The sequence below is a fragment of the Dokdonella sp. genome, from assembly GCF_051958935.1.
Classification (GTDB): domain Bacteria; phylum Pseudomonadota; class Gammaproteobacteria; order Xanthomonadales; family Rhodanobacteraceae; genus Dokdonella_A.
Map to the genome: position 1 here is coordinate 1 of NZ_JBQCFP010000139.1, position 11,690 is coordinate 11,690.

10 protein-coding genes are annotated in these 11,690 nt (G+C 72.0%); 9 read left to right on the forward strand and 1 reads right to left on the reverse strand.

All coding sequences use genetic code 11. From position 1 onward, the window contains the following. The 8 genes from ACTHK2_RS13865 to ACTHK2_RS13900 all read left to right on the forward strand — a co-directional run. On the forward strand, window positions 1-453 hold a 453-nt coding region (locus ACTHK2_RS13865), incomplete at its 5' end, for a DUF4159 domain-containing protein (protein ID WP_440246309.1). Between the two features lie 134 nt (window positions 454-587). Further along, a complete protein-coding gene (locus ACTHK2_RS13870) occupies window positions 588-1,583 on the forward strand; it encodes an AAA family ATPase (protein ID WP_440246310.1) in 996 nt (331 codons plus the stop codon). Between the two features lie 33 nt (window positions 1,584-1,616). Beyond that, on the forward strand, window positions 1,617-1,985 hold the full coding sequence (locus ACTHK2_RS13875) for a DUF4260 domain-containing protein (protein WP_440246311.1): 369 nt from the start codon (window positions 1,617-1,619) through the stop codon (window positions 1,983-1,985). Then, window positions 1,985-2,893: a DUF58 domain-containing protein gene (locus ACTHK2_RS13880; RefSeq protein WP_440246312.1), complete on the forward strand. Its 909-nt coding sequence runs from the start codon at window positions 1,985-1,987 to the stop codon at window positions 2,891-2,893. Before ACTHK2_RS13875 ends, ACTHK2_RS13880 begins: the two co-directional genes overlap by 1 nt. Next, complete coding sequence (locus tag ACTHK2_RS13885; protein ID WP_440246313.1) at window positions 2,890-4,056, forward strand: BatA domain-containing protein; 1,167 nt, start codon at window positions 2,890-2,892, stop codon at window positions 4,054-4,056. Before ACTHK2_RS13880 ends, ACTHK2_RS13885 begins: the two co-directional genes overlap by 4 nt. Continuing rightward, window positions 4,053-6,263, forward strand: a complete 2,211-nt coding sequence (locus ACTHK2_RS13890) for a hypothetical protein (protein ID WP_440246314.1) — start codon at window positions 4,053-4,055, stop codon at window positions 6,261-6,263. The genes ACTHK2_RS13885 and ACTHK2_RS13890 overlap by 4 nt, the downstream gene beginning before the upstream one ends. Then, the gene (locus ACTHK2_RS13895; protein ID WP_440246315.1) at window positions 6,260-8,005 is read left to right on the forward strand and encodes an Ig-like domain-containing protein; all 1,746 of its coding nucleotides are present in this window, start codon (window positions 6,260-6,262) and stop codon (window positions 8,003-8,005) included. Before ACTHK2_RS13890 ends, ACTHK2_RS13895 begins: the two co-directional genes overlap by 4 nt. Before the next feature lie 152 nt (window positions 8,006-8,157). Continuing rightward, complete coding sequence (locus tag ACTHK2_RS13900; protein ID WP_440246316.1) at window positions 8,158-9,102, forward strand: MBL fold metallo-hydrolase; 945 nt, start codon at window positions 8,158-8,160, stop codon at window positions 9,100-9,102. A 64-nt stretch (window positions 9,103-9,166) separates the two neighbouring features. On the opposite strand, the gene ACTHK2_RS13905 is transcribed toward ACTHK2_RS13900, so the two are convergent. Continuing rightward, window positions 9,167-10,105, reverse strand: coding sequence for a LysR substrate-binding domain-containing protein (locus ACTHK2_RS13905; RefSeq protein WP_440246317.1), 939 nt, complete (start codon window positions 10,103-10,105; stop codon window positions 9,167-9,169). Between the two features lie 305 nt (window positions 10,106-10,410). Between ACTHK2_RS13905 and ACTHK2_RS13910 the strand changes: the two genes are divergently transcribed. Beyond that, window positions 10,411-11,391 (forward strand): DMT family transporter, encoded by a 981-nt coding sequence (locus tag ACTHK2_RS13910; RefSeq protein WP_440246318.1) that lies wholly within the window; start codon window positions 10,411-10,413, stop codon window positions 11,389-11,391. The last annotated feature ends 299 nt before the right edge of the window (window positions 11,392-11,690 follow it).

The window sequence follows — 11,690 nt, forward strand, 5'->3', positions numbered from 1 at the left end:
CAGCCGTTCTGCTATCTCGCCGGACACAAGCTCGTCGAGTTCAATCCCGACGAGCGCCGCCATTTCGAACGCTACGTGCGCGCGGGCGGCTTCGTCCTCGTCGACGACTGCAACCACGACATCGACGGCCTGTTCGCCAGATCGTTCGAGCAGGAAATGGCGACGATCTTCGGTGCGGACGCGCTGAAGAAACTGCCGAAGACCCATCCGCTGTTCACGAGCTTCTTCCGCTTCGACGGCCCGCCCAACACCGCGTTCGAACTCAACGGCTGGGGCGACGACCTCGTGCACGAATACCTCAAGGGCATCGAGATCGACGGTCGGCTCGGCGTGCTCTACAGCAACAAGGACTACGGCTGCGAGTGGGACTACGACTGGCGCAACAAGCGCTTCCTCGCCGAGGACAACACGAAGTTCGCGGTCAACGTCGTCGTCTACGCGCTGACGGCATGATCCGCTGCGAATTCCCACCCGCCGTCATTCCCGCGAAAGCGGGAATCCATTTTGATCTTCGCGCACTCGTGGAAAAGCAAACTGGATTCCCGCCTTCGCGGGAATGACGAAACAGGGAACTCGAAATTTCAGCCATGAATGACGCCATCACCGAACAATCCATCCATCAGCAACTCGACAAGCTCGCCGCGCTGCGCGAAGCGATCGCACGGGTCATCGTCGGCCAGGCCGAAGTGGTCGAGCAGCTCCTGATCGGCCTGCTCGCGGGCGGGCACTGCCTGCTCGAGGGCGTGCCGGGTCTCGGCAAGACCCTGCTCGTGCGTTCGCTCGGCGAGGCGCTCGCGCTGGATTTCCGCCGCGTGCAGTTCACGCCCGACCTCATGCCGAGCGACATCGTCGGTACCGAGATCCTCGAGGAGGACCACGGCACCGGCAAGCGCTACTTCAAGTTCCAGCAGGGCCCGGTATTCACCAACCTGCTGCTCGCCGACGAGCTCAACCGCACGCCGCCCAAGACGCAGTCCGCGCTGCTCGAGGCGATGCAGGAACGCACGATCAGCTACGCCGGCACGACCCATCGCCTGCCGCAACCGTTCTTCGTGCTCGCGACGCAGAATCCGCTCGAACAGGCCGGCACGTATCCGCTGCCGGAAGCGCAGCTCGACCGATTCCTCCTGCACGTGCGCGTCGACTATCCGGACGAGGCGGAGGAGCGCGCGATCGTGGCGCAGACGACCGGCGCGGCGGGCGCGCGCATCACGCCGGTGATGGCGGGCGAGGACATCATCGCGCTGCAGGCGCTCACGCGCGAGGTGCACGTCGGCGACGACCTGCTCGCGTGGATCACGCGTCTCGTGCGCGCGTCGCGCCCGCAGGCGAGCCCCGTCGCCGAGGTCCGCGAATGGGTGCGCTGGGGCGCCGGTCCGCGTGCGGGCCAGTCGCTCGTGCTCGCGGCGAAGGCGCGCGCGCTCATCCATGGCCGACTCGCTGCGACACGCGACGACGTCAAGGCGCTCGCGGCTCCGGTGCTGCGCCATCGCCTGCTGCTGTCGTTCGCCGCGGAAGCCGAGCGGCGCAGCACCGACGACGTCGTCGCTGCACTGCTGCGCGCACTGCCGGCGCCGAACTGAGACATCGCCATGGGCGGCGCAGCGGAAGGTGGCGTGCGGGCGCTGTTGCGCGTGGAAGGCGCGTGCGTGCTGTTCGCCGCGTGCTGGCTCTACGCGCAATCGGGATACGGCCGGGGCCTGTTCGCGCTCTGCTTCCTTGCGCCCGACCTCGGCTTCCTCGGCTACCTCGCCGGGCCGCGCATCGGCGCCGCCTGCTACGACGCGACGCATGCGTACATTGGCGCGATCGCCTGTTTCGTCGCCGGGCAGTTGCTCGCGCAACCCGTGCTGTTCGTCGCCGGCCTCGTCTGGACCGCCCACGTGGGGTTCGATCGCGCGCTCGGCTACGGCCTCAAGTACGCGAGCGGTTTCGGCGATACGCATCTCGGTCGCCTCGTCCACGGCGCGAGGAGCGTGCCGTGATGGCGCCGGTACTGGTGCCGGCCGACGTGCGCGCGCGCCTGCGCGACCTGCGCCTCGCGCTGCGCAGCCATGCCGGCGGCGACGGCCTCGGCCAGCATTCGAGCCGCAGCCGCGGCGCCGGCCTCGAGTTCGCGCAATACCGGGCCTACGAGCCCGGTGACGAACCGCGTCGCATCGACTGGAAGCTGTATGCGCGTTCCGACCGCTATTTCGTACGCGAGGCCGAGCGCGACAGTCCGCTGACCGCATGGATCGTCCTCGACGCGAGCGCCTCGATGCGCCAGGCCGACCGGGCGCATCCTGCGCGCAGCAAGCTCGATGCGGCGAAGACGCTCGCCGCATGCGTGATCGAACTCGCGCTGCGCCAGGGCGACCGCTTCGGACTCGTCGTGCTCGGCGGCGACGCGCCGCGTGTCGTGCCCGTCGGCAGCGGCGCCCGCCAGCGCGATCGCTGCGTGCTCGAACTCGTGCAGTGCCGACCCGCCGGTGCATGGCCGGGCGAGCCGGCGGTGCGCACCTTGTGGGAGCGCGTCGCGCCGTCATCGCTGGTCGTGCTGCTGTCGGACTTCTTCGACGAAGCGGCGATCGTTCTTGCCGAGCGCCTCGCGTCGGCGCGTCGCGACGTCGCGAGCGTGCAACTGCTCGGCGCGGACGAGCGCGACTTCCCGTTCGAGGGCGCACACCGCTTCGTCGATCCCGAGTCGCCCCTGGAGCGCCGCGTCGATGCCGGGCGCGTGCGCGCGGACTTCCTAGAACGATTCGGCGACGCGCGCGTGCAGCTTGCGCGCCGCTTCGCCGCACGCGGCATACGCCACGCCGAATACGTGCTCGACCAGCCGGCCGACCTGCCGTTGCGCCGGCTGTTCGCGACGCACGCGCCGCGCGGCGCCGACGGGGATGCCGCATGAGCTTCGCCTTGCTCGCGCCGCTCGGCCTCGCCGCGCTCGCCGCGCTCGCGCTGCCGATCCTCATCCACCTCGTGCGTCGCCTGCAGCTCGAACGCATTGAGTTCGCCGCGCTGCGCTGGATCGTCGTCGACGCGCCGCCGCGCCGGCGCATCCGCTTCGAACGGCCCTGGCTGCTGCTCGTGCGTTTGTTGCTGCTGCTCGCGCTCGCGCTGCTGCTCGCCCGGCCCGTGCTCGAACATGTCGAGGTCCCCGTCGCCGAGCGCGCCTACGTCGTGCCCGGTGTCGCCCCGGCGGTGGCACGCGCGGCGTTGGACCGCGCGGGCCTCGATCTGCGCTGGCTGGCGCCGTCGTTCCCCGGTGTCGAGCAGGCGCTCGCGACGGACGCCGTTCCGCTCGCGAGCCTGTTGCGCGAAGCCGACGCGGGCCTGCCCGAGGGTGCGGTGCTGCGCGTGGTCGTGCCGCGCACGCTCGCCGGCCTCGACGGTGAGCGGGCGCGACTCGCGCACACGCTCGACTGGCGCGTCGTCGACGGCGCCATGGATGCGGCACCGACGGCGGATCGATCCCCGATCCGCTTCGCGGTTCGCTACGCCGACGAGGAAGCCTCGTCATTGCCATACCTGCGCGCCGCCGTCGCGGCATGGAACGCGCGCGAGCCCGGCCGCTACGTGCTCGATGCCGCGCCCGTCGCGCGCGGCGTCCCGTCCGATGCGCATTGGCTCGCCTGGCTCGCGCCATCGCGTCCGGCCGAGGTCGACGCGTGGATCGAGCACGGCGGCGTCGCGCTCGTCACGCACGATGCGCAGGGTGATCCGTTCTGGCGTGCTGCCGACGGCCGCGTGCTCGCGCGTTCGCGCACGCCCGGCGCGGGGCGTGTCCTCGCGCTGCCGCTCGCGCTGGCGCCGGAGCACCTGCCGATGGTCCTCGATGCCGCCTTCGCGAGGCTGCTGCGCGATGCGTTGCGCGGCGCACCCCCCGCGCCAGACCGTGCCGATGCCGACGCCTACGAGCCGATCCCGGCTGTCGGCACGGCGCACGCCGATGCGCCACTGCCTGCGGGCGCGCGGCGGCCGCTCGACGGTTGGTTCGTGCTGCTGGCGGGGCTGCTGTTCCTCGTCGAGCGCGCGCTCGCCACGCACGCTCCGCGGCAGGTGGCCCGATGAGTCTCGACCCGCGCATCAATCGCCTGCGCCGAGCCGCCGTCGGTCGGCGCTGCCTCGTCGCGTGCGCGCTCGCGTTGCCGCCCTCGTGCGCACTCGGCGTGGCCCTGGGACGCGCGTTCGGAGCGCGTAGCGCGATCGTCTTCACCGTGGCGGCCGCCATCGCGCTCGGCCTCGTGTTGCTGCGCCTCGCGCGTGCCATCGATCGGCGCTGGCTCGTGCGCGCGATCGATGCGCGCGCGCCCGCGATGGAGGACAGCACCGACCTCCTGCTGCGCGACCCCGCCGCACTCGCGCCGCTGGCGGCACTGCAGCGCAGCCGCCTGCAGCAGCGGCTCGACCGGCTCGATCTCGACCTGCGCGCGCCGTGGCCATGGCGCGCGTTCGGCGCGAGCATCGCCGTCGCCGTGCTGCTGCTCGCGGCGGTCGCAGTCGCGCCCTCGCCGCGCCGCGACGCGGCCGCCCCGGTCGCGGCGAGTGCGGCGCCCGGGCGTGCGAGCGTGACCCGAATGGAGGCGGTCGAACTCACGATCGCGCCGCCGCCGTACACGCGCCTCGCCGAACGCCGCGAGACATCGCTCGACGCGAAAGCGCCGCAGGATTCGACGTTGCGCTGGCGCCTTCGCTTCGCGCCGCAACCGTCGGCAGTCGCGCTCGCGCTGCACGACGGCCGTCGCGTCGAGCTTCGACGCGACGGTGGCGACTGGCGTGGCGAAGCGACGCTCCCGGCGTCGATGCTCTACCGCATCGTCGTCGATGGCGCGCCGGCGCTCGCCGACGACCGCCTGCACCGCATCGATGCGATCGCCGACGCGGCGCCCGAAATCCGCGTGCTCTCCCCGGACAAGACGCTCACGCTCGCCGATCCGCAGCAGAAGGCCTGGCCGCTCGCGTTCGAGGCGAGCGACGACTACGGCATCGCGCGCGCCGAGCTAGTCGTCACGCATGCGCAGGGTAACGGGGAGAACATCGCATTCAAGGAGCAGGCGATCGAACTGGTCGGGACGCCTGCGCAAGCCACCCTCACCCCGCCGCCTGCTGCGCAGACGCTCCCCGCCTCTCCCGTGATGCCGGAGAGGGCCGATGGCGGGCCGCGCGTGGTGCTGCGATACACCTATGCGCTCGAGCTGGCGGCCTTCGGTTTTTCGATGGGCGACGACGTCATCGCGAAGATCACGGTCACCGACAACCGCGCGCCGAAGCCGAATGCGACGCGCAGCCCGAGCCTGATCCTGCGCTGGCCGGCCGATCCGTCGAAGGACAGCGCCGGCCTCGAGGGTATCGTGCAGAAGACGATGCCGGCCTACTTCCGCAGCCAGCGCCAGATCATCATCGATACGCAAGCGCTGCTCGCCGACCAGGCGCAGCTCGACGACGCGAAGTTCCTCGCGCGTTCGGACGCGATCGGCGTCGATCAGAAACTGCTGCGCCTGCGCTACGGCCAGTTCCTCGGCGAGGAATCGGAAGGCCATGCCGAGCACGCGCCGGACGGTGCGATCGGTGATGCGGCCACGCAGGCCGGCGCACTCGCGGGCATGCACGAGGCACAGGAGCAGGCGCGCCCGGGCGCACCGGCGAGGTTCGGCGATGCCGGCGACGTCGTCGCCGAATACGGCCATGTGCACGACATCGCCGAAGCAGCGACGCTACTGGATCCGGATACGCGCGCGACGCTGAAATCCGCGCTCGGCGAGATGTGGCAGGCCGAGTTGCACCTGCGCCAGGGCGCGCCCGCGCAGGCGCTGCCGTACGAGCAGCGTGCGCTCGAGTACATCAAGCAGGTGCAACAGGCGACGCGCATCTACCTCGCGCGCGTCGGACTCGAGCTGCCGGCGCCCGACGAGGCGCGGCGGCTCAGCGGCGAGCGCAAGGATCTCGCCGATCGCACGGGTTCGCTCGCTCCCGCGCCGGCAGGGGATGGCGCCCTCGTCACGCTGTGGCAGGCGCTCGACGGTCGCGGCGCGGCCGACTGGGACGCGGCGCAGCGCGCACTCGCCGCGCACGGCGACACGCCGGATGTACTCGGTGCGCTGGCCGCGCTCGATCACGCGCGGCGCGAAACGGATTGCGCCGGCTGCCGCCTCGAGCTGTGCGCGGCACTGTGGCCGCTGCTGCCGGGCGTGCCCGCCGCGACGGCGACGCGCCCCGTGCCCGACGCGGCGAGCCGCGCCTACCTCGATGCGCTCCAAGCACCGGCGGTCGCGCGATGAACACACCCGTGCTCGTCGCCATCCTGCTCTGCGCCGGCGTCCTGTTCGGCGCGTGGCGCAGCGGTCGTGACGGCCGTGCGCGTCGCGCATCGCGCGTCGTGCTGCAGGTACTGGCCGCGATCGCGCTCTGGTTCTGCCTGTATCCACCGTCGAGCCCGCAAGCGCACCGCAGCGGCGAACTCGTCGTGTTGACGCCGCGCGTGACCACCGCGCAGATTGCCGCGCTCGGTCGCGGCGAAGACGTCGTCGCACTCCCCGGCGTCGACGCACCGCGCGCGATCGAACGCGTGCCCGACCTTGCCGGCGCGCTGCGCCGACATGCGGACGCAGCACGCGTGCGCGTCGTCGGCGGCGGTTTGCCCGCGCGCGACCGCGACGCCGCACGCGGCCGCGTCGTCGCGTTCGACGCGGCGCCGCTGCCGCGCGGGATCGTCGCGCTCGATGCGCCCGCGGAAACGCTCGCCGGTCATGCCGTGCGCATCGGCGGTCGCGTCGAAGGCGCGCCCGCTGCGCGCATCGAGCTGTTCGACCCCGCCGGCGCGACCGTCGCGAGCGCGACGGCCGACGCCGAGGGCGCGTTCGCGTTCACGGCCCATGCGCGCGCAGCCGGCACGCTGTCGCTGCGCGTGCGCGCGAGCGACGCGAATGGCGAGCGCATCGACGAGGTCGCGGTGCCGCTGTCGGTGCTGGACGGCGATCCACTCGCGCTGCTCGTGCTCGCCGGTGCGCCCGATGCGGAGCTCAAGTTCCTGCGCCGTTGGGCCGTCGATGCGGGCGCTCGCCTCGACAGCCGGGTCGGGCTCAGCGAAGGCGTCGCCCTCGTCGAAGGAGGCGCTGTGCTCGATTCCGCGGCGCTCGCCGCGACCGACGTCGTGCTCGTCGACGAGCGCGCATGGGCCGCGCTCGGCGCCGTACCGAAGGCGGCGTTGCTCGCCGCCGTCGATGACGGCCTCGGCCTGCTGCTGCGTGCGACCGGGCCGCTGTCGCCCGAGGTCGCGCGCGACTGGGCCGCGCTCGGCTTCGACGTGCACGCGAGCGGGCAGGAGCCGGTGGCGGTCGCGCTCGCGCGCACGCTCGGCGGCGCCGATACGCATCCCGCCTTCACGCGCCGCCCGATCGACGTGCAGGCCGCGGATGCGGCGCCCCTGCTGCGCGCCGACGACGGCTCGGTGGTCGGTGCCTGGCGCGTGCGAGGGCATGGCCGTGTCGGCCTCTGGTGGCTCGATGACGCCTTCCGCCTCGCGCTCGCGGGCGAGCGAGCGCGCTACGGCACGCTGTGGAGCGATACGTTCGCGATGCTGGCGCGCCCGCACGCGAACGCATCGCCGCGCCTGCCCACGCACGCGCGCGTCGACGAACGTGCGGTGATCTGCGATCTCGCCGCCGGCGCCGTCGTCGAATCGCCATCCGGCGAGCGCACGCCACTACCGATCATCGACGGAGCCGGCGAACGCTGCGCCGCTTGGTGGCCCGCACAGGCGGGCTGGCACGCGCTCGTCGACGGCGAGCGGCGTCATCCCGTGTTCGTGCGCGCGCGCGGCGAAGCCGCGGCGCTCGCCGCAGCGGATGCCCGCGAAGCGACGCGCCTGCTCGTCGGGGCGAGCGAGCCGGCGGAGCAGGGCATGCGGAGCGTCCCGCTGCCGCGCTGGCCGTTCTTCCTCGCCTGGCTCACGCTGGCCGGCATGCTCTGGTTGATCGAGCGCGCGCGTGCGCAGGACGGGGCGCGCAGCGCGGGCGCGTGAGTCGCGGCCGTCCTCCAGAACGGGCATCCGGCGCGCGCCGGCAACGCCTCGTCGCACGGCGCCGCGCCATGGGACCAACGGCAGGTGCCGCATTGCCCAAGGCGTGGGAGGCTCGCGCCACCGTCTCGTGGAGCACGCCGATGATGAGCAGGGTGCTGGCTTTCGTTGCGACGCTGCTGCTCGCGACATCGGTCGGGGCCGGTGAACTCGCGCCCGGCGTGCAGCTCGTGCCCGGTCGCTTCGTCGCAGGCGACCAGCCCGACGGCAACACGATCGTGTTCGATGGAGCCGGTGGCCTCATCGTGTTCGACAGCGGCCGGCACGCCGCGCATGCCGATGCGATCATCGACTATGCGCATGCGCGCAAACTACCGATCGTCGCGATCTTCAACAGCCACTGGCACCTCGACCACGTCGGCGGCAATGCACGGCTGCGCGCGGCTTATCCCGGCGTGCGCGTGCAGGCGAGCGGTGCGATCGAGCAGGCGATGCACGGCTTCCTCGCCAGGTACCGCGCGCAGATCGAAGAGGCGCTCGCCAAGCCCGGCGGCGACGCGGCGCAGCAAGCTGCGTTGCGTGGCGAACTCGCACTCATCGACGCGGGCCCCGCCCTGTACCCGGATGAACGCGTCACGCGAGGCGGCGCCCGGATGGTCGCCGGGAGGCGATTGCAGGTCGGCATCGAGACGCGTGCAGTCACCGCGGGCGACGTCTGGCTGTTCGATCCGGCCACGCGCACGCTCGCCGCGGGCGATCTCGTGACCTTGCCGGCGCCGCTGTTCGATACCGCTTGCCCGGCGCGCTGGCAGGCGGCCCTCGGCCGTCTCGCGAAGGTCGACTTCGAGCGGCTCGTCCCCGGTCACGGCTCGGTGCTCACGCGCGCCCAGCTGCGGACGTATCGCACGGCGTTCGACCACCTGCTGGCGTGCGCCGCCGGAACGTCGGCGAAACAGGCGTGCATCGACGGCTGGATGCGCGAGGCGCAGTCGCTGATTCCCGCCGCGGACGAGCAGCTCGCGCGCGGCCTGCTCGACTACTACGTCGACAACAGCCTGCGCGGCCACGCGGCGAAGACGCGCGAACTCTGCGGCGCTTGAGCGCGACGCGCGTCCGCGCCGCCGGCTCTTCGCGAATCGGCGCCGGCGGGCCGCGTCGCGCGGACTACCGGCGCGGCGCGCGCCTGGCACGCGGTGCGCGCACCGCGAGCGGCATCGCATCGGCGGCGCCGCTGTCGCGGAATGCGGCGGCTTCGGCGTGCAGCCATTCGCGGAACGCCTGGAAGCCCTTGTGGTGGATCGAGCGTTCCGGATACGCGAGGTAATGCGCGTAGCGCGCCTTCATGCGTTCGGGGAACAGCACCACGAGGCGGCCGCTTTCGACCAGCGGTCTCATCAGCGTCGCGCGGCCGAGCGAGATGCCCATGCCTTCGACGGTCGCGCGCTGCAGCGTGTCCGAATCGCTGAAGGTCGCGACGTAGCGCTTCGGTTCCTTGCCGCCGAACTGGCCAAACCAGCGCGGCCACGGATCATCGGGGCTCAACAGCGGCCAGTCGCCGAGTTCGTCGAGGCGCGGCCGCTTGCGCCCGGCGAGCAGCGCGGGGCTCGCGACCGGCGTCAGCCATTCCTCGAACAACAGCTCCGCGGTGACGCCTTCCCAGGTGCCGGGCCCGTATCGCAGCGCGGCATCGAAACGGCCGTCGGCGAAGTCGACGCGTTCGACCGAGGAATCGAGGTTGAACTCGAAGTCGGGATGGCGCGCGACGAACCCCGGCAGGCGTGGCACGAGCCAGCTCGATGCGAGCGACGGCAGCGCGCTGATGCTGAGCACGCAGTCGCGGCGCCCGCGCAGCGGCTGCAGTGCCTCGTCGATCGCATCCAGATGCACGCCGACGCGCTGCAGCAGCATCGCGCCCTCGGGCGTCGGCTTGAGTCCGCGAGGGCCGCGCACGAACAGGGTCACGCCGAGGCGTCGTTCGAGCAGGCGCACCTGGTGGCTCAGTGCGCTCACCGTAAGGTGCAGCCGCTCGGCCGCGCGCGTCATGTTGGCTGCGCGCGCGGCTGTCACGAACACCTGCAGCGCGTTCAATGGGGCCCGATCCATCTTGAATAAACCTCAAGCCTTACTATCAAACATGTCGCTTCTGCGACACGCGGAATCGGCCTATCGTCTCGCTTACCGGGCCAAACCCGCAAGTCGTCGAGCCAGTGCCATGTTGAAGGAATTGAATGCCATCGCAGGCGGTCTCCTGGGGTTGAGGGGCTACCCCACCACGCCGATGTGGTCGAGCGCGCCGCGACGCGACGCGTCTACCGATCGCCGCCCATCCATCCGCGTGCCGAAACACGGCGCGCCCGCGCGTGACGCCCGCCCGCTCGGCCGCCACGCACTCCACAGCTGAGGCCGCCATGGACATCCGCAACCGTCCCTTCCTCGCCGCGCTGCCGCTGCTCGCGGCCGCGGCGACCATCTTCGTCTGGTCGTCGGCATTTCCGGCGATCTCGTACGGCCTCAAGGCGTTCGCGCCGGCCGAACTCGCGCTGCTGCGCTTCCTCGTCGCGTCGGCGATCTTCGCCGTGCCGGTCGCCCTCGGCTGGATCGCGCTGCCGCCCAGGCGCGACTGGGCTGCCGTCGTCGTGCTCGCGCTGCTCGGCATGACGGTCTACCAGCTCGCGCTCGGCTATGCGATGACCCGCGTGCCGGCCGGTTCGGCCGCGGTAATCGTCTCGATCGCGCCGGGCGTGGTCGCCGCGCTCGCCGCGCTGCGCCTCGGCGAGACGCTCGGCGCGCGCGTGCTCGTCGGGCTTGCGATCGCCTTCGTCGGCGCGCTGTTCGTCACATTCGGCTCCGGCCATGCGATCCGCTTCGAACCGATGGCCTTGCTCGTGCTGGTGGCGGTGTTCGCGACGAGCATCTACTTCGTGTTCCAGAAGCCGCTGCTGCAGCGGACGACGCCGCTCGGCTTCACCGCCGCGAGCATCTTCGTCGGCACGCTCGGCCTGCTGCCATTCGGCCTGCACCTGCCGGAGAAACTCGCGCTCGCATCCGCTACGCAGGTCGCGAGCGCGGTCTGGCTCGGCGTCGGCCCGACCGTGCTCGGCTACATCGCATGGAGCTTCGCGCTGTCGCGCGCGCCGGTATCGGTCGTGTCGAGTTTCCTCTACGCGCAGCCCTTGATCGCCGGCGTACTCGCCTGGCTCTGGCTCGGCCAGACCATGGGCGCGCTCGCGATCGCGGGCGGCGCACTCACCCTCGTCGGCGTGCTGCTCACGGTGCGCGGCGGACCTGGGCCTGCGCCGGTGCAGACGCCGCTCCCGCTGCCGCGCCCGGCTTCGCCCGACCTCACCTGCGCGATCGCGCCGCACGGGCCGGCGATCCAGCTGCGCTGAGGTGGCGTCGTGGAAAAGCCTGGAACACGGAGTACACGGAGGACAAGCGATTCGATGCTTGCCCGTCCGCCCTATACGACGTCGCGGTGCCCAGTCGGGCGTGTAGGGCGGGTCGAGCGCGCAGCGCGAGTCCCGCCGCGGCAATGCGGCGGGGTGGAAAGCCCAAGCCTGGAAACATGGATCTTGCGCTTGGATCAACGGCTTCGGCGGCACGCGCTGCGCGCGTGCCGCCCTACACGACATCGTGGTACCCGGTGGAGCGTGTAGGGCGGGTCGAGCGCGCAGCGCGAGTCCCGCCG